The organism is Variovorax paradoxus (genome assembly GCF_000834655.1).
Taxonomy (GTDB): Bacteria; Pseudomonadota; Gammaproteobacteria; order Burkholderiales; family Burkholderiaceae_C; genus Variovorax; species Variovorax paradoxus_F.
Genome location: NZ_JXQQ01000040.1, coordinates 1 through 19,111, shown reverse-complemented (window position 1 = coordinate 19,111; position 19,111 = coordinate 1). Strand labels below are relative to the sequence as shown.

At 70.5% G+C, this 19,111-nt stretch carries 7 protein-coding genes and 1 pseudogene; 5 read left to right on the top strand and 3 right to left on the bottom strand.

Annotation, left to right across the window (positions count from 1 at the left end; genetic code table 11):
- From RT97_RS17440 to RT97_RS17430, 3 genes and pseudogenes are all read right to left on the bottom strand, one after another.
- Window positions 1-450: pseudogene (locus RT97_RS17440) on the bottom strand (adenylate/guanylate cyclase domain-containing protein); the annotation flags it as partial.
- A gap of 89 nt (window positions 451-539) precedes the next feature.
- Window positions 540-1,973: a sigma-54-dependent transcriptional regulator gene (locus tag RT97_RS17435; protein ID WP_042580061.1), complete on the bottom strand. Its 1,434-nt coding sequence runs from the start codon at window positions 1,971-1,973 to the stop codon at window positions 540-542.
- 260 nt (window positions 1,974-2,233) lie between these two features.
- The gene (locus RT97_RS17430) at window positions 2,234-3,118 is read right to left on the bottom strand and encodes a class I SAM-dependent methyltransferase (RefSeq protein ID WP_042580060.1); all 885 of its coding nucleotides are present in this window, start codon (window positions 3,116-3,118) and stop codon (window positions 2,234-2,236) included.
- Between the two features lie 525 nt (window positions 3,119-3,643).
- On the opposite strand from RT97_RS17430, the gene RT97_RS17425 reads away from it, so the two are divergent.
- Genes RT97_RS17425 through RT97_RS17405 form a run of 5 tightly spaced genes read left to right on the top strand, consistent with a single transcriptional unit; the run spans window position 3,644 to window position 19,081 of the window.
- Complete coding sequence (locus tag RT97_RS17425) at window positions 3,644-10,978, top strand: type I polyketide synthase (RefSeq protein ID WP_042580059.1); 7,335 nt, start codon at window positions 3,644-3,646, stop codon at window positions 10,976-10,978.
- On the top strand, window positions 10,975-15,993 hold the full coding sequence (locus RT97_RS17420) for a non-ribosomal peptide synthetase (protein ID WP_042580058.1): 5,019 nt from the start codon (window positions 10,975-10,977) through the stop codon (window positions 15,991-15,993). The genes RT97_RS17425 and RT97_RS17420 overlap by 4 nt, the downstream gene beginning before the upstream one ends.
- Window positions 15,994-15,998: 5 nt before the next feature.
- Complete coding sequence (locus RT97_RS17415; RefSeq protein WP_253278254.1) at window positions 15,999-16,910, top strand: serine aminopeptidase domain-containing protein; 912 nt, start codon at window positions 15,999-16,001, stop codon at window positions 16,908-16,910.
- Entirely contained in the window at window positions 16,903-17,832 is a 930-nt protein-coding gene (locus tag RT97_RS17410) for a hypothetical protein (protein ID WP_172672219.1), read from the top strand. The genes RT97_RS17415 and RT97_RS17410 overlap by 8 nt, the downstream gene beginning before the upstream one ends.
- A 46-nt stretch (window positions 17,833-17,878) precedes the next feature.
- Window positions 17,879-19,081 (top strand): polysaccharide biosynthesis/export family protein, encoded by a 1,203-nt coding sequence (locus RT97_RS17405; protein WP_042580057.1) that lies wholly within the window; start codon window positions 17,879-17,881, stop codon window positions 19,079-19,081.
- The last annotated feature ends 30 nt before the right edge of the window (window positions 19,082-19,111 follow it).

The window sequence follows — 19,111 nt, the reverse complement described above, 5'->3', positions numbered from 1 at the left end:
CCCCTGCCGCACCATCGGCTCGGGGTGGCGCATCGCCGTCAGCAGGTGGCCGTCGTCGCTGGCCACGCCGATGCTGTCGAGTTCGGGCGTCTGCTCCAGCGCCGCCCAGAGAAGCTCGGCGGTCTGGTCGCCGTCATGGCCGGCCGGATGCAGGCTGGGCGTGTGCGCGATGGCGCGCACCAGCGCCTCGGTCTTGGCGAGGAAGGCCAGCACGTTGTCCTCGACGCGGTCGTGGTTCACCTTGTGCGCCGACTCGCCGACCTGCGACACCAGCTGCTCCGCGCCCCAGTAGCCGAAGGCCACCAGCAGCAGCGACTGCAAGAGCGCGACCGCGCAGATGATGGTGCCGACATCGACCCGGAAGCGCCGCAGGCGGGCCCGCGTGGAAGGCGCAGCCACGGGCGCGGCGTCTGCCTGCGCCGGGTCCGGGAGCTTGGAATCGTCTGTCATGTGCGCGGTCCTCTCTCGCGCAATCGAGTGCGCCTTTGCGGCGCCGATTCTCGCCCCGCTTCAGCGCGCGCCCCGCGGCCCCCGGTACTTCAGAGGCGGTACTCCTTCAGGCGGTTGTAGAGCGTCTTCATGCTGATGCCCAGCACAGCGGCCGTTCGCTCCTTGTTGCGGCCGCAGTTCTCGTAGGTCGCAAGAATCACGCGCCGCTCCACGTCGGCCAGTTGCGAGCCGACTTCCACCGTCAGCTCGCTGCCGCCCGGCTCCAGCGCGCCCGGCATGGTCTCGTCAAAACCCGCCATCGTCGCGCGCGCCGTCGGCACGTCGCGCCGCGGCAGTGCGCGGGCCGGGACGGGCGCAACCGCGGCGACCGTCGGCGGCGGCAGCCATTCGTCGCTCACCTCCGGCCCGGTGGCCATGACCCAGGTGCGCTGCACGATGTTGCGCAACTCGCGCACGTTGCCCGGCCAGTGGTAGGCGGACAGCCGGGACAGCGCCGCCGGGCTGAAGCGCTCCGCGCCGCCGTCCGCGCGGTGCAGGTCCTGCAGGAAGCTGCGCGCGAGCAGCTGGATGTCGTCGCCGCGCTCGCGCAGCGGCGGCAGCCCGATCGGAAAGACGTGCAGGCGATACAGCAGGTCTTCGCGCAGCTTGCCGTCGGTCACCGCCTCGGCGGCATCGCGGTTGGTAGCCGAGATGATGCGCACGTCGGTCTGCTGCATCTGCAGCGACCCGACCCGCATGAAGATGCCGCTTTCCAGCACGCGCAGCAATTTGGCCTGCAGGTCGAGCGGCATTTCGGTCACTTCGTCCAGGAACAGCGTGCCGCCGTGCGCCCGCTCGAAGAAGCCGCGGTGCTGCTGCTCCGCGCCCGGGAAGCTGCCGCGCTCGTGACCGAAGATCTCGCTCTCGATCAGGTGCGGGGAGAGCGCCGCGCAGTTGACGGCAAGAAAGGGCTGGTCGCGCCGGCTGCTCAGGTCGTGCACGCCGCGCGCCACCAGCTCCTTGCCGGTGCCGCTCTCGCCGTGAATGAAAACGCTGACGGCGGTATCGGCCACCCGGGACATCTGGCGGTACACGCGCTGCATCGGGGGCGAGCGCCCGATGAGGTGGCCGAAGCGGCCGGTCTCGCGCCAGCGCTCCTGCACCTCGTCCAGCTCCAGGCGCAGCTGCGACGGCTCCACCAGGCGGGACAGAAGCTTCTTCAGGTGCTGCGGGTTGATCGGCTTGGGAAGGTAGTCGGTCGCCTGCAGGCCGGGCGGCCCGGTGGAGGTTTCAGGCACGGCCTGGGCGCTCATGAGCACCAGCACCGTGTCGCCCAGGTGGTCCAGGTCGGCCAGCAGGTCGAAGCCGCTGCCGTCGCGCAGGTGCAGGTCCAGCAGCAGCAGGTCGGGCCGCCGCATCGCGATCAGGCGCCGCGCCGCGCCGATCGAATGGGCGCACACGGCCGTGTGACCCTCGCGCACGACCAGGGCGGCGATCATTCGCGCCGACTCTTCGTCGTTTTCAACAATCAGTGCATGGCCCAATCGTTACTCCCTTTGCCCCAACGTCGCGTCGCGCCGCCCGAGCCCGCCTGTAACAGCGGTATGCCTACCCAAGACAGTGCACAGCGTGTGTACATCGCGCCTGGGTCTGCGGTGTAGTACGCAAGTCCTAAAGCGCCGGATTCACGCCATTTAACGTTGTTTCAAGAGGTTTGGGAATATAACTATCGAAGGCAAAGTGTGATTTTTTTGCGGCGCCTGCATGGCCGTTCGGCCGACTCTGCCCTGGGTAGAGGCGATTTTCAGGCCCGTGCGGCAGCCACTTCGGGCCTGCGCCGCGCGATGCACATGAGCGAAAGCGCGCTCCCGGGCGCCGCCGGATCGCGTCCCGAGAGCAGGTTGCCGATGCGGTACTTCCACTGCGCAGGCCCCACGTCGCCGCGCAGCGCGGCCTCCCCGACCTGGTGGTTGTGCGGATGGACCGCCACCTCGAAACCCAGCGGCTCGAGCGTCGAGGTGAAGAATTCCCGCGTGACCCCATCGCCGGGCCGGTGATGCACCTCGGTCTTCAGCCCCCACGACTGCTGGTTGCCGGTTTTGTGAAATCCGTGCCTGAGCAATCGGTAAATACCCAGCCGCGCATTCCAAAGCAACCGGGCCACGCCTTTGTAGTCCCAAGCAGTCAATTGCGGATCGTGATCGGTGATAAGCAAACCATTTGGCTTAACGAGGCGCGCACCTTCACGCAACACCGCTTGCATATCGTCGCAATGGTGCAGTGAAGCATTGATGGCCACGATATCGGCAATCTGCGATCGAAATGGCGTGTTCGCCGCATCGGCCAGGACGGCCGTGTAGCCGATTCCGGCTGCCATTTCGAGCGAACCGCCCGCCACGTCGACGCCCACCAGCAGCCGCGGCGTGCCGCCCAGCGTGGCAAAGACGTTGCCGGGGCCGCATCCAAGATCGATGACGACTTTGTCCGTCCAATTTCCGCCGGCGGCCAGCCATCTATTTCTGAAATGCGCGTCGCGATGGCAGAAGGCGAAGTATTCCCGCGCCCACTCCTTGTTTCCGAAATAAAAGGCATTGGCGGATCTTCCGTCGGAATTTCCTTCGATATTGGATTGCCAATAACCGTTCGAATAATTCAGGAGAACGCCGGGTAACAGGATGTCGTCGAGCATATTCAACCTTTCGTCGAATCACCGGACTCCCTGGAGTATTTTTCAATAGGCTTTTCGTTCAACACTTACGCAATTGACTCTTTTACCGCTGCAAAAACGGAAATCGATCAAGAAACGCTTCGATCCGAATCTTCCTGTTTACAAGATTGCCGAATTTGACAACTGTCAAGGCGAAGCGGGGCCTGTTGCCTTCGCCAGACCCCCTCCACTTGCGCCCCTGCGACGAGGCCCCTGCAGGGGGCTGAGAAGGGCTTTATTGAAACGGGATTCCAGCGGCCACCCGTAAATTCGGCAGTCAACCGAACGGCAAATTATTCAAAATCATGGACTAGGTACCCTAAACACCATAAATTGGGTAGTTGAATCCAGAAATAAGTATATCTCGATGTAACGGAGCCCCAAAAGACCCACACGGACAGTTCGCCAAGCTCCTAGGATCGCGACAAGCCGATCCCGACTTGAATTCCAATTGATGCGTCAATTTTAATTCAGGAATTATCCATTGCAATTGAGCTTGGTAATTAAATGGAAACTCAGACTGTTCCGCTGGCGCAAACGCCGGCCGCTTCCGGGCCTTCGCTGGACGACCTGTTCGTCGCGCAGCCCTCGCTGGAGGGGGCCTGGGGACAGCTCACGGCCACGCTGGCGCTCGAGTCGGGTTTCGCGCAGCGTTGGCTGGCCGACCTGGGTACCACGGGGCATCTGCCGGACACGCTCTTCGCCGGCGCCTGGCAGTTGCTGCAGGCGCGCTGGCTGGGCCAGCCGCTGCCGTCCGCCACGGCGAGCGACTGGCTCGCGCAGCTGGACCTGGACCGCCGCACGGCTGCCGAATCTGCCGACGAACCGCTGCGCCTTCGCCTGGATGCCCATCCCGGGTTCCCGGCCTCCCTGACCCTGGAAATCGCCGCGGGCTCGATGGACGCGCCCTTGGCCGACCGCGTGCTCGCCGCCATCGCAGACACCGCCACCGATCTGCTGGACCGCCCCTATGCGGCGCTCCACGACATCCGCACCCTCCCCGACACCGACCGCCGCGACCAGCTCGCCGCCTGGAACACCTCGCCCTCCACGCTCGACCGCGCCCTCACCGTCCCCGCCCTCTTCAGCCGCCAGGCCGCCGCCGCGCCCGATGCGGTGGCGCTCGAAGAAGGCGACGCGGCAATGCGCTACCGCGAGCTCGACGAACGCACCGACCGGCTCGCGCTGCGCCTGCAGCACCTGGGCGTGCGCGCCGGCGACAACGTCGGCGTGATGCTGGAGCGGTCGATGGCCGCCGTCGTCGCCATGCTGGGCATCCTCAAGGCGGGCGCCGCCTACGTGCCGGTGCCCTCGGACTTTCCGTCCGAGCGCGTGGCGAACATGCTCGAGCAGGCGGGCGCCGCGCTGGTCGTGACGAACGAATCGCTCGTGCATCTCGTGCCGGCCAACCGTGCCCCCGTGCTGGTCGATGCGCCCGAAGACGAGTCCCATCGCACTCTCCGGAACACGCCACCGGCCATCGACGGCGAATCGGCGGCGTACCTCATGTACACCTCGGGCTCGACGGGGATACCCAAGGGTATGGCGATCAGCCACCGCGCGATCCTCCGGCTGGTGGTCGGCGTCGACTACGCCGGGTTCGCGCCCGGCCGCGCGGTGCTGCATGCGGCACCGCTCGCCTTCGACGCCTCGACGCTGGAGATCTGGGGGCCGCTCCTGAACGGCGGCCGCTGCGTGATCCACGACGAACGGGTGCCCACCGGCGCCGGCCTCGCACGCACCATCGCCCGGCACGACGTGCACACCGCCTGGCTCACGGCAGCGCTCTTCAACGCGGTGATCGACGGCGATCCGCAGCACCTCGCGGGCCTTCGGCACCTGTTCACGGGCGGCGAGGCGCTGTCGGTGGCGCATGTGCGCCGCGCGCTCGATGCGCTCCCCGGCCTCGTGCTGAGCAACGGCTACGGCCCGACCGAGTGCACCACCTTCGCGGCCACGCACCGCATCGGGCGTGCGAGCCTCGTGGACGGCCTGCGCTCGGTGCCGCTCGGCCGCCCGATCAAGGACACGGTGCTGCGTGTGCTGAGCCCGTCGCTGGCGCTGTTGCCCAGCGGCCTCGTGGGCGAACTGTGCATCGGCGGGCACGGCCTCGCGCACGGCTACCTGGGGCAACCCGAGCTCACCGCCGCGCGCTTCGTGCCCGATCCGTTCGGTGGGCCCGAAGACCGGCTCTACCGCACCGGCGACCTCGCGCGCTGGCTGCCCGACGGGACCGTCGAATTCATCGGCCGCATCGATGGCCAGGTGAAGATCCACGGCCACCGCATCGAGACCGGCGAAGTCGAGGCGGCGATCCTCGCGCACCCGGCGATCCAGTCGTGCGCGGTGGTCGCGCGGCCCGGTGGCGACGGCGCGTTGCGCCTGGTCGCCTACCTCGTTGCGCGCTTGCAGCCTTTGCCGTGGGACGTGCTGCGCGCGCACCTCGCGGCGCGCCTGCCCGCGGCGATGCTGCCCTCGGCCCCGGTGTGGCTCGCGCAGTTGCCGGTCACGCCCAACGGCAAGCTCGACCGCAAGGCGCTGCCCGAGCCCGCGGGCGAACGGCCCGAACTCGCGCAGCCCTACGAGGAGCCGCGCGACGCGCTCGAGCAGGAGGTGTGCGAGGCGTTCGCGCGCGCCCTCTGCATCGCCCGCGCCGGGCGCAACGACAACTTCTTCGACCTGGGCGGCAACTCGCTGCTGGTGCTGCAGGTGCTGGCCGACCTGCAGCGCGACGAGGCGCCGCCGCTGTCGACCAACCTCTTCTTCCGCCATCCGACGCCGGCCGCGATCGCAGCGCAGTTGCAGCCCGCCGAAGAGGCCGCGCCCGTCCGCACGGCCGTGCACGCCGCCACCGCGCATCGCGCACCGGCCGACGCCCCCGAGGCCATCGCCCTCATCGCCACCGCCGGCCGCTTCCCCGGTGCGGGCGACGTCGAGCAGTTCTGGGACAACCTGGTCGCCGGCCGCGACACCGTGAGCTTCTTCGACGACGCGACGCTCGATGCCGGCGTGAGCGAGGCCCTGCGCAGCGATCCGGCCTACGTGCGGGCCCGCGGCGTGATCGAAGGCATCGAGAACTTCGATGCCGCCTTCTTCGGCATCGGGCCGAAGGAAGCCACGCTCATGGACCCGCAGCACCGCGTGTTCCTGGAGATCTGCTGGGAGTGCCTGGAGCGCGCGGGCTACGTGCCCGACGAGGCGCCGGGCCCGGTGGGCGTGTACGCCGGCACGTACAACGCAACGTACTTCCAGCGCCACGTAGCCTCGCGCCCCGACCTGATCGAGGCCGTCGGCGAATTCCAGGTGATGCTGGCCAACGAGAAGGACTACATCACCACCCGCGTGGCCAACCGCCTGAACCTGCGCGGTCCGGCCGTGAGCGTGAACACCGCGTGCTCGACCTCGCTGGTCGCGGTGGCGCAGGCCTTCCACGCCCTGCGCACGGGCCAGTGCTACATGGCGCTCGCAGGCGGCGCATCGGTCACCTGCCCGCCGCGCAGCGGCTACCTCTACAACGAGGGTTCGATGCTCTCGCCCGACGGCCACACGCGCAGTTTCGATGCAGAGGCGCGCGGCACCGTCTTCAGCGACGGCGCGGCCGTGGTGCTGCTCAAGCGCCTGTCCGACGCGCTGGCCGACGGCGACACCGTCTACGCGGTGCTGCGCAGCGCCTGCGTGAACAACGACGGCGGCGCCAAGGCCAGCTTCACCGCGCCCAGCGTGGACGGCCAGGCCGCGGTGATCCGCGCCGCGCTGGCCGCGGCCGACGTGGACGCGCAGAGCATCGGCTACGTCGAGGCGCACGGCACCGCCACGCCGATGGGCGACCCGATCGAGGTCGAGGCGCTGGCCGTCGCCTACGCCGAGCACACCGACGCACGCGGCTACTGCACCCTCGGCTCGCTCAAGAGCAACGTGGGCCACATGGTCACGGCCGCAGGCGCCGCCGGCCTCATCAAGGCGGCGCTGTCGCTGCACCACGAACTGATTCCGCCGACCGCGCACTTCACCGCGCCGAACCCTTCGATCGATTTCGCGCGCACTCCGTTCTTCGTGACCAACCAGCTGCAGCCCTGGCCGCGCGCCGACCTGCCGCGCCGCGCGGGCGTCAGCTCGTTCGGCGTGGGCGGCACGAATGCGCACGTCGTGCTGGAGGAGGCACCGGCGCGTGCAGCGTCCCCGGCGGCGGTGGCCGGCATCCACGTGCTGCCGCTGTCGGCCCGCTCGGAGGCCGCGCTCGCGGTGGCCACGCAGCAGCTTGCGGCGCACCTCGAAGCGCACCCGGGCCTGGCGCTCGCCGATGCGGCCTTCACGCTCAGCGTCGGCCGCAAGGCCCACGCCTTCCGCCGCGCCGTGGTGGCCGCCGATGCGACAGAAGCCATCGCAGCACTGCGAATGGACGACGCCCCGTGGCGCACCAGCGGCAGCATCGCCGCGCGCGCCCCGCAACCGGTGCTGATGTTCCCGGGCCAGGGCGCGCAATACGCGGGCATGGGCCGCGCGCTGCATGCGAGCGATGCGGTGTTCGCGGCCGCGTTCGACGACTGCCTGCGCGCGCTCGAGGGCGCCACCGATTTCGACCTGCGCGAGCGCATGTTCAGCGACGACCCGGCCGCGCTGGCGCCCACCGCCGTCACGCAGCCCGCGCTCTTCACGCTCGAATACGCGCTCGCGCGGCGGCTGCTGTCGCTGGGCCTGCGGCCGCACGCGCTCATCGGCCACAGCGTCGGCGAGTTCGTCGCGGCGGTCATTGCCGGCGTGATGCGTCTGGAAGACGCCGCGCGCCTCGTCGCCCGCCGCGGCGCGCTCATGCAGTCCATGCCCGCCGGAACGATGCTGTCGGTGCGCCTCGGCGCGGACGATCTCGCCGCGCGGCTCGCGTCTTCGCCTTCCGTCTCGCTCGCCGCGGAGAACGGACCCACCGCCTGCGTGGCCGCCGGCCCCTCCGACGCCATCGCCGCGCTGCAGGCCACGCTCGAAGCCGAAGGCATCGCCTGCCGCGCGCTGCAGACCTCGCACGCCTTCCACTCCTCGATGATGGACGGCGCGGTCGCGCCCTTCGAGGCGCTCGTCGCCGAAGTCGCGTTGCACGCGCCGGCGATCCCGATCTTCTCCACGCTCACCGGCCGCCTTCTTGAAGACGCCGAAGCCACGAGCCCCGCGTATTGGGCAAGGCACCTGCGCGGCACCGTGCGCTTTTCGTCCGCGCTGCAAAGCGCGGCGGCAGCGGCGGCGAACCCGGTCTTCGTGGAAGCAGGTCCGCGCAACACGCTCGCCACGCTGGTGCGCCAGCACGGCGCGAAGGCGCTGGCCATCACGTCGAAGACAGGCATCGCTGCCGTTTCGCTGCTGCACGGCGAGCCGGCCGACGAGGCCCGCACGCTGCGCCTGGCAGCCGCGCGCCTGTGGACTTGCGGCGCCGATGTCGAGCTCGCCCGCCTGGCCGTGCCGGCCGGCGCGCGCCGCGTGTGCCTTCCCACCTATCCGTTCGAACGCAAGCGCCTCTGGGTCGACATCGCGCCAAGTGCGCCGGTGGCGGCCGCTCTTCCTGCGCTCGCGCCAGCCCTTCCGGCCCTTGCGGCCCTTCCCCCTGCCCTGCCTGTTCCACCCGTTTCATTGGAGTCGATCGTGACCGCTGTCGTGCCCTCGTCCCACCCGCCTCTACCGTCCCCCACCCTGCCCGCCGCCCCGCGCGCATCGTCGGTGGACACGCGATTGCGGACCTTGTTCGAAGACATCTCGGGCATCGACATGGCCGAGGCCGAAGGCCACGCCGCCTTCGCCGAACTCGGGCTCGATTCGCTCACGCTCACCCAGGCGGCCACGCAGATCAAGAAGACCTTCAAGGTCAACGTGAGCTTTCGCCAGTTGATGGAGAACTACCGCAGCTTCGATGCGCTCGCGGCGTTCCTCCAACAAAGCCTGCCGCCCGAAGCCGAGCCCGTGGTGGCTGCAGCGGCGGCGCCCGTCGCCGTGCCGCAAGCGGTGCAGCCGGTGGCACAGACCGCACAGACGGCACCGGCGATGCAGATGGCCAGCCAGTTGCCGCAATTGCCGACCGGTGCCGTCAACCAGCTGATTGCGCAGCAAATGGAATTGATGCGCCAGCAGCTCGCCCTGCTGTCTGGCACGACCGCCGCCGTGGCGATGGCCGCACCGGCTGCGGCGCCGGCGCCCGTCGCCGCAGAGACCGTGCCCGCACCGCAGCCGCAGGCCCAGGCGCAGCCGCAGCCGCAGCCGCAGCCGCAGGAAGCCTCGGCCGACGCGCCCCGCGAACCCGTGCGCTACGACGTCGCCAAGGCCTTCGGCGCCATCGCCCGCATCCACACCAAGCCCACCGCCGAGCCCAGCGCGAGGCAGAAGGCGCGGCTGGCCGCATTCGTGCGGCGCTACGTGGCGCGCACGCAGAACAGCAAGCGCTTCACCGAAGAAAACCGCGCCCACATGGCCGACCCGCGCGTGGTCAACGGCTTCCGCCCGATCACGAAAGAGATCACCTACCAGATCGTGATCGAGCGCTCCAAGGGATCGAAGATGTGGGACATCGACGGCAACGAATACGTCGACGCGCTCAACGGCTTCGGCCTGAACCTGTTCGGCTGGCAGCCCGACTTCGTGCAGGAGGCTGTGAAGAAGCAGCTCGATGCGGGCTACGAGATCGGCCCGCAGCATCCGCTCGCGGCCGACGTGACGCGGCTCCTGTGCGAACTCACCGGCTGCGAGCGCGCGGGCCTGTGCAACACCGGCTCGGAGGCCGTGATGGCGGCGCTGCGCATTGCGCGCACCGTCACCGGCCGCAGCACGGTGGCCGTTTTCACCGGCTCCTACCACGGCACCTTCGACGAAGTGCTGGTGCGCGCCGGCAAGGGCGGCAAGGGCCTGTCGGCCGCGCCGGGGGTGATGAGCGGCATGTTCGGCGACGTGCGCGTGCTCGACTACGGCACGCCCGAGGCGCTGGCCTTCATCCGCGAGAACGCCGAGGACCTGGCGGCCGTGCTGGTCGAGCCGGTGCAGAGCCGCCGGCCCGACTTCCAGCCGCGCGAGTTCGTGCAGGCGCTGCGCGAGATCACCACCGAGAGCGGCACCTGCCTCATCTTCGACGAGGTCATCACCGGCTTTCGCACGGGCCTGGGCGGCGCGCAGGAACTCTTCGGCGTGCGCGCCGACCTCGCCACCTACGGCAAGGTGATCGGCGGCGGCTTCCCGGTCGGCGTGATCGCGGGCAAGCGCCCGTTCATGGATGCGCTGGACGGCGGCGCCTGGCAGTACGGCGACGATTCGATTCCCGGCGTGGGCGTGACCTACTTCGCCGGCACCTTCGTGCGGCACCCGCTCGCGCTCGCCGCGGCCAAGGCCTCGCTCGAACACCTGAAGGCAGCCGGGCCCGCGCTGCAGGCCGCGCTCGGCGCGAGCACCACCGCGATGGCCGAGGAGCTCACCGGCTGGTGCGCCGAGGTCGGCGCGCCGATCGCCATTCGCCACTTCGCCTCGCTCTGGCGCGTGAACTGGCTCGAAGACCATCCGCTGCAGGACCTGCTCTTCGCAATGATGCGCAGCCGCGGCGTGCACATCCTGGACAACTTCCCGTGCTTCCTCACGACGGCGCACAGCCAGGAAGACATCGCGACGATCCAGCGCGCATTCAAGGAATCGGTCGCCGAGATGCAGGAGTCGGGATTCCTGCCGCGCCGCACGCCCGCCGTCTCCGGCTTCGAACTGCACAAGCCCGCCGAGGAGGGCTCGATCCTCGCGCGCGACGTCGACGGCCAGCCCTTCTGGTACGTGCCGGCCTCCGCCTCCTCCTCCCTCGCCCAAGTCATCAATGGAAAGACCACAGCATGAACGCCGTTCTCCGCCCCTCGGCCGCCAGCGGCCTCATCGAATGCGTGATTCCGACGACGGAGTCGCAGCGTGAAATCTGGCTCGGCGCCACCTTCAGCACCGAAGCCTCGCTGGCCTACAACGAATCCGTGGTGCTGCGCATCCACGGCCCGCTCGACCGGGGTGCGCTCGGCCGCGCCGTCACGAAGCTCGTCGCGCGCCACCAGTCGCTGCGCGCGAGCATCGCGCCGGACGGCAAGTGCATGCTGGTGAGCGAACCGGTCGACGACGTGATGGTGCAGCAGGACCTGAGCGGCCTGTCGCCCGAAGCGCTCGAACTCGCCATGAAGGCGGCGCACGACGAAGCGGTGCGCACGCCGTTCCCACTCGAGCACGGCCCCCTTTTCCGCGCGGCGCTCTACTGGCTGGGCGACGTCGACCACGAACTCGTGATGTCGGCCCACCACGTGGTGTGCGACGGCTGGTCGTGGGCGGTCTTGACCGAGCAGCTCGGCCACCTGTATGCCGAAGAGACGGGCGACGGCCTGCCGCTGAAGGCGGCGCCCGCCTTCGCGGACTTTGCCGCGCAGGAAGCGTCGGACGCGGCCGGCCCCGCGATGCAGGCGCACGTGGACTATTGGCTGGAGCGCTTCTCGGGCACGCTGCCGATGCTGGAGCTGCCGCCGGACCATCCGCGCCCCGCCGTGCGCACCTTCCCCTCGCGCCGCATCGAACACCTGCTCGACCGCCGCCTGGTGAGCGCGCTGCGCTCGAGCAGCGCCAAGACCGGCGCGAGCCTCTTCGCGGGGCTGCTCGGCGGGCTGGTGGCGACGCTGCACCGCCTCACCGGGCAGGACGACATCGTGGTCGGCATCCCGACCTCGGGCCAGCTCGCACGCGACATGCCGGGCCTGGTGGGCCACTGCGTGAACCTGCTGCCGCTGCGCATCGCGGCGCCGGCGCACGTGCGCTTCGACACGCTCATGGGCGAATGCAGCACCGCGGTGCTCGACGCCTTCGAGCACCAGGCGCTCACCTACGGCGCGCTGCTGGGCAACCTGTCGCTGCAACGCGACCCGAGCCGCGTGCCGCTGGTGAACGTGCTCTTCAACGTCGACCCCGACATGGCCGCGAGCGCCCAGACCTTCTCGGGCCTGCACGTCGTGCAGGACACCATCGCGCGGCAGTACGAGAACTTCGAGCTCTTCCTGAACCTGCGCCCGCTGGACGGCGGCCTGCAGATCGAGGCCCAGTACAACACCGACCTGTTCGATGCGCAGAGCGTCGCGCGCTGGCTGGACATGTTCGAGTGCATGCTCCAGTCGGCCGTGCGCAACCCGGGCGAGGCCATCGGCCGCCTGGAGGTGCTGTCGGCCGATGGTGCGCGCGCGCTCATCGCGCTGCAGCCGCGCGCGACCGCGCTCGAAGGCGCGCCGCTCGCGCATGCCGGCTTCGTGGCGCGCGCGCCGCAGCAGCCCGACCGCCCCGCGGTGCGCGACGGCGCGCGGCGCTGCAGCTACAGCGAGCTCGATGCGATGTCCAACCGCATGGCCCGGGCGCTGCGCGCACGGGGCGTGCGCCGCGGCGACCGCGTGGGGCTGTGCCTGGAGCGCAGCCTGGAGACGATCGTCGCGGTGATGGCGGTGCTCAAGAGCGGCGGCGCCTACGTGCCGCTGGACCCCAGCTTCCCGCAGGCGCGGCTGGACCATTACGCGAGCGACGCGAAGCTGCGGCTGATGCTCACCAGCTCGGACATCGCCACGGCTCCGCGCAAGTGGCGCGAGGGCGCGGAGAACGACATCTTCGAGATCGACCGCGACACCGGCTGGCACGACGAATCCGACCAGCCGCTCGCCCCGAGCCAGGACGACCCCGGCCCCGAGGACACCGCCTACGTCATCTACACCTCGGGCTCGACCGGCGTGCCCAAGGGCGTGTGCGCGCCGCACCGCGGCGTGGCGAACCTGCTGCAGTGGATGCAGCGCACCTCGGGCATCCACGCGGACGACCGGGTCGCCGCGGTGACCACGCTCTCCTTCGACATGGCGGTGCCCGACGTGCTGCTGCCGCTGGCAGCCGGCGCCGAGATCGTGATGGTGCAGCGCGAAACCGCGATGGACGGCAACCGCCTGTGCAAGGCGATCGCGGAGGAGCAGATCAGCTTCCTGCAGGCCACGCCCGGCATGTGGCAGCTGCTGCTCGATGCCCAGTGGCCGGGCACCCCGGGCCTGCGCGGCTGGACCGGCGGCGAGCCGCTGCGGCCCAGCCTCGCGAACGCGCTGTGCGAGCGCTGCGCCGAGATCTGGAACGGCTACGGCCCGACCGAGACCACCGTGTACTCCACCGCCTGGCGGGTGGATCCGCAGATCGTGGCCGCGCGCGGCGTGTCCATCGGCACGCCGGTGGACAACACCGGCATCTGGATCCTGGACGCCGACCTGCAGCCCTGCCCCATCGGCGTGCCGGGCGAGATCTGCATCTCGGGCGAGGGCCTCTCGCTGGGTTACCTCGACCGGCCCGAGCTCACCGCCGAGCGCTTCGTCACGACCCGCATCTTCGGCGTCGCCACGCCGCTCTACCGCACCGGCGACCGCGGCCGCTGGCGCAACGACGGGCTCATCGACCACCTCGGGCGCCTGGACTTCCAGGTGAAGGTGCGCGGCTACCGCATCGAGCCGGGCGAGATCGAGGCGCGCTGCTGCGAGGTGGCCGGCGTCTCGCGCAGCGTGGTCGTGGCCCGCGAGGACAGCCCGGGCGACGTGCGCCTGGTGGCCTACCTCGGTCGCACGCCGGGCACGGACTTCGACCTGGAGGCGCTGATGCGCCACCTGCGCGAGCACCTGCCGGCATTCATGCTGCCCCAACACGTGGTGGTGCTGGACGCGCTGCCCATGCTGCCCAACGGCAAGGTCGACCGCGTCGCGCTGCCCGCGCCGCAGGCGCTGCCGCGCGGCGACGTGCAGCGCGGCGCCGGCCCGCGCAACGACGTCGAGCGCCGGGTACTCGCGGCGATGGAGAAGGTGCTGAGCCTGCCCGGGCTGGACATGGAAGACGACTTCTTCACGATGGGCGGCCACTCGCTGCTCGCGGCGCGGCTGACCACGCTGCTGAGCCGCGAATTCGAGATGACGCTGCCGCTGCGCACGCTGTTCGAGGCGCCCACCGCCCAGAAGCTGGCCGCCGCGGTCGATGCGCTGTGCCGCGCGGGGAGCCGCTCGCAGGCCGCACTCGCCTGCAGGCCCGATCGCAAGGCTGCGCCGCTCACGCCGTCTCAGGAGCGCATCCGCTTCATGGAGGAGCTGCACCCCGGCCGCTCGGTCTACAACGCGCCGTCGGCGCAGCGCCTCTCGGGCCGCTTCGACATGGCGCGCTTCGATGCCGCGCTGCAGGAGATCGTGCGCCGCCAGCCCGCGCTGCGCACCTCCATGGGCATCGACCCCGAGAGCGGGCAGGCGCTGCAGATGATCCAGAAGTCGGCCCGCTTCGAGCTGCCCTTCATCGACCTGCGCGAGCTGCCGGCCGACCAGCGCGAGGCCGAGCTGACCGAGCGCATGCAGGAGCTGGCGGACCGGCCGATCGACATCCACCGCGCGCCGATGGCGCATGCGGCGGTGTTCCAGCTCGACGAGCAGGAGCACGTCTTCGTGTTCGTGCCGCACCACCTGATCTGGGACGGCTGGTCGTTCGACCTGATCCAGCGCGAGCTCTCGGCCATCTACGACGCGGCCGAGCGCGGCCGCCCGCATGCGCTGTCGGACATCGCCACCACGCACGGCGACTACGCCGAGTGGCTTGCGCAGTGGATGCGCCAGCCTTCGTTCCAGGAGCAGCTGGGCTTCTGGCGGCAGCGCTTCGCGGGAGCCGCCCGCGCACGCCTGCCCAACACCGACATGCCGCGGCGCGCGGGCAAGAGCGGCCAGGGCGGCGCCCACTGGATCCAGATCGACCTGGCCACCACCCAGGAGCTGCGCAAGGTGGCCCGCGAGATGGACGTGACGCTCAGCATGCTCACCTTCGGCCTCTACGCGATCACCCTGCGCAGCGTGATCGGCACGGAGACCGTGGTCATCGCCAACCCGGTGCGCGGCCGCCAGCAGCCCGAGACCGAAGACGTGATGGGCTTCTTCAACAACGTGCTGCCGATCGCGCTGCAGGTGGACCTGGCGCAGCCGCTGTCCGATTTCATGCGCTACGTGAAGGGCGAGCTGCTGGCGGTCATGAACTACCAGCAGGTGCCCTTCGAGAGCCTGATGACCGAGCCCGATGCGGCGGGCCAGGCCCGCATGACCGGGCCCTACCAGTCGATGTTCTCGTTCCAGGACGCGCGCGACCGCGCACGCCAGCTCGGAAGCCTGAAGACCCGCCAGCTGCACCTGATGCAGCGCGGCGCCACCGACGACATCGGCGTGTGGCTGATGGACAAGGCCCACGGCCTGGAAGGCGCGCTGATCTACAACGCCGACCTGTACGTGCGCGAGACCGGCGGGCAGCTGCGCGACCGCTACCTGGAAGTGCTGCGGCGCGCCCTCGCGCGGCCCGAGGCGGCGCTGGAATGGATCGCCAGCGAGGAGGACTCGCGCAGCGCGGCCTACCTGCGCAAGCTGTCGGTGGCGCAGGCGGCACCGGCGGCGCCGGCGCCCGAATCCGCGCCCGCGCAGGACCGCGCACAGGATCGCCCCCCGAGCACGTCGCACATCCTCAACCCCGAGCATGCGCGCCTCGCGCAGATCTGGGCCTCGGTGATCGGCATCGACGTCAACGAGATCCGCGCGAGCGACAACTTCTTCGACCTCGGCGGCGATTCGCTGCTGGTGCTGCGCGCGATCCAGCAGACCGAGCAGACGATGGGCTACCGCGTCCACTCGCGCCGCTACCTGTTCGAGAACCTCGGGCAGATCGCCTCGTCGGCCAAGGCCGCGCCCGACGTGGACACCTCGGTGCTGGGCAGCCTGCCGCCCGGCGGTGCCACCGGAGGTGCCGCGCGCGGCGAGGGTCTTCTCAGCCGCACGTTCGGCGGCTGGCTGCGCAAGGGGTGAATGCCATGGCTGTCGTTGCCTTCCCTCCACCCAAGGCCGCCAAGGCGCCCAGGGCGCCCGGCGTGCCCGTCGCCCCGCCGGCGGACGAGCGCCTCGCGCCCGAGCCTTTCATGTTCGGGCCGCACTCGCGCCAGCTCTTCGGCATCTTCCATGCCGCCGAGGCCGGCGCCCCTGGGACGATGGACAGCGCGGTGCTGCTGTGCGCGCCCTTCGGCCAGGAGGGCCTGCGCACGCACCGCTTCTTCAAGGTGCTGGCCGAGCGCCTGGCGCGCACGGGCGTCGCCACGCTGCGCTTCGACTTCCACGGCGCGGGCGATTCGCCCGGCGACGAATCGGAAGGTGAGTTCGACGGCTGGCGCCGCGACCTGGGCTGGGCGCACGGCGAACTGCGGCGGCGCGCGCCTCACGCGCGCATCGTCTGGATCGGCGCGCGCCTGGGTGCCACGCTCGCCGTGCTGGCCGCGCGCAGCGGGCGCAGCGATCCGGCGCGGCTGGTGCTCTGGGAGCCGGTGATCGACGGGCGCCGCTATGCACGCCACCTGCGCGAGCAGCACGTGGCGGCGATCGACACGACCTTCTGCATCCCCGACCTCGCCTGGCGCCGCAGCCTCGCGCGGGAACCCGATGCGCTGCCCGAGGAAGCGCTGGGCGCCAGCCTCTCGCCGGCGCTGCGCGCGCAGCTGCACGCCCTCACGCCGCAGTCGCTGCCGCTCACGGCCCTGCACGAGACGCTGGTGCTCGCGTCGCCCGACGACGCACTCACCGCGCAATGGGCCGCCGAGCAGCAGTCGCGCCACATGCCGGTGCGCCTGTCGTACTTCCAGCACCCGCTGGACTGGACCTCCGACCCCTACCCCAACAGCGCCATGGTGCCGGCCGATGCGCTCGGCCGCCTGCAGGGAGCCGTTCATGAATGAGATGACACAGACGCCGATGCGCTTCGGCCCGGGCGATGCGCTAGTGGGCATGCTCACCGTGCCCGCCGGGCGCACGCCCGCCCCGGTGGCCTGCCTGATGTTCAACATGGGCGCGAACCACCGGGTCGGCCCGCGCCGCATCAACGTGAAGCTGGCGCATGTGCTGGCCGCGCGCGGCGTGAGCAGCCTGCGCTTCGACTTGGGCGGCGTCGGCGACAGCGACCCGCTGGACACCGCGCCCGACCTGCAGACGCGCGCCGTGCACAGCCTGCAGGCGGCCATGGACGCGGCCGAGCGCACATTGGGCATCCGCCGCTTCGCGGTGATGGCCATGTGCTCGGGCGTGGAGCATGCGATGTCCACGGCCGTCGCGGACCCGCGCGTGACGGCGCTCTCGCTGTTCGACGGCTTCGCCTTTCCGCAGCGCCGCACGCGCTGGGAGCGCACCCTGCGCCGCGCGCTCGCGGCGCCCACGCATCCGTCGTTCCCGGGCAAGGCCTGGCGCTGGGTCCAGCGCCATCTGCTGCGCGCCGAGGCCGCCAAGGCGATGCCCGGCTTCTTCGTGGAGCGGCAGACGCCCGCGGTGAACGCCGTGTGGTTCGACGCGACCATGCGCCGGCTGCACGACCGCGAGGTGGCGATCCAGCTCCTTTATTCGGGCTCGCTGCATGTGTGCGACCGCGACCGCGACCAGCTCGGCGCCTTCCGCGACGCGCCGTTCGCGCAATCGCTGGACTACGAATTCATGCGCGCGGTCGACCACACGGTCTGCACGGCCAGGGGCCAGCAACTGTTCCTCGAGGCCGTGAGCGACTGGGTGGCCGAGCAATGCCTGGGCACCCGGGCCGCGTGGCCGAGCGCCAGCCGGCCGGACGCAGGCGCCGTGCGGGCCGCCATGTCCACCCAGTGGGCCGCGCCCTGAAACCGATCACCGACACACCGACCCACCGAAAGCCAAGGAGAACCTCATGAACCGCATCGACCCAGCGATCGCGCCCCGCGGCGCCCGCGCCCTGTTCTTCGGCAACCATCCCGCCCGCGCCTGGCCCGCGGCCGGACGGGTGCGATGGCTCGCGATGGCGCTGCTGCTGTCGCTCGGCCTGGCCGGCTGCGTGCCGGGCTTCGGTACGCCCGGCGTGCTGCGCAACGAAGACGGCACGGTCGGCACGAACAAGGTCAAGACCATCACGCCCGAGCTGATCCGCATGCAGAACGCCGGCAACACGGGGCTGGCGCCGGAGGTGAAGGCGCTGTTCGGCCGCGCGTCTGCCTACACCATCGGGCCGGGCGACGTGGTGGGCGTGATCGTCTACGACCATCCCGAGCTGCTGCCCAATGCGGGCGCGGTGATCGCGCAGCAGAGCGACCCGACCGGCGTGACCGTGGCGCCCGGCTTCATCGTGGACGCATCGGGCGAGATCAGCTTTCCCTACATCGGCCGCACCAAGCTGCAGGGGCTCACCGAAAGCGGCGCGTCGGAGCTGATCGCACGCCGCATCCGCGCCTACATCAAGGCGCCCCAGGTGAGCGTGCGGATCCAGTCGTTCCGCAGCCAGCGCGCCTACGTGGAGGGCGAGGTGCGCACGCCGGGCCTGCAGATCTTCACCGACGTGCCGATGACGCTGGCCGAGGCGCTGAACCGCGCCGGCAGCATCACCGCCACGGGCGACCGCTCGAACGTGGCGCTGTCGCGCGGCGACACCACGGTGGTGATTGACCTGCTGCAGCTCAAGCGCTTCGGCGCCGACGCGAACAACATTCCGCTGCGCAACGGCGACATCGTGTACGTGGGCAGCCGCGACGACAGCCGGGTCTACGTGATGGGCGAGATCCTGCGGCCCTCGGCGCTGCTCATGCGCAACGGCCGCCTGAGCCTGAACGAAGCGCTCGGCGATGCGGGCGGGCCCGACCTGTTCTCCTCCGACCCGGGCCAGATCTACGTGATCCGCAATGCGTCGCGCAGCGACGCGGGCCCCGACACGACCGAGATCTTCAACATCAACGCGAAGAACCCGGCCGCGCTCGCGCTGGCCGACCGCTTCGAGCTCAAGCCGCGCGACGTGGTCTACGTGGACCGCGTGCCGCTGGTGTCGTGGAACCGCGTTGCCAGCCTGATCCTGCCCGCCGCGCAGGTCGTGAACCTCGCCCGCGACACCGCCCGCAGCCGCTAGGCCGCCCGCCCTGCCCGCCCCCCCCCGCAC